At 39.7% G+C, this 232-nt stretch carries 1 rRNA gene; it reads left to right on the top strand.

What is annotated here, in order from left to right:
* Nucleotides 1-165: 165 nt before the first annotated feature.
* Nucleotides 166-232 (top strand): 5S ribosomal RNA (gene rrf, locus H5164_RS19905); the annotation flags it as partial.

The raw sequence follows: 232 nt of genomic DNA, 5'->3' as shown, positions 1-232 counted from the left end.
TGTACTAATGACCCGTGAGGCTTAACCATACAACCCAGATGGGTTTTACTGATACGACTTAGTATTAGAATAAAGCGCTTAAGCAGTGCGATGAGACTCAATAAAGCAATCAGCTTTCCGAATTATTATTTAATGCAATATACTGCGTTAGATAAACAAAATTTGTCTGGAAACCATAGAGCTGTGGCACCACCTGATCCCATTCCGAACTCAGAAGTGAAACACAGTATCG

The sequence above is a fragment of the Shewanella sp. SG41-3 genome (assembly GCF_014164545.1).
In the GTDB taxonomy this organism is placed as follows: Bacteria; Pseudomonadota; Gammaproteobacteria; order Enterobacterales; family Shewanellaceae; genus Shewanella; species Shewanella vesiculosa.
This window is presented reverse-complemented; position numbering and strand designations above follow the sequence as displayed.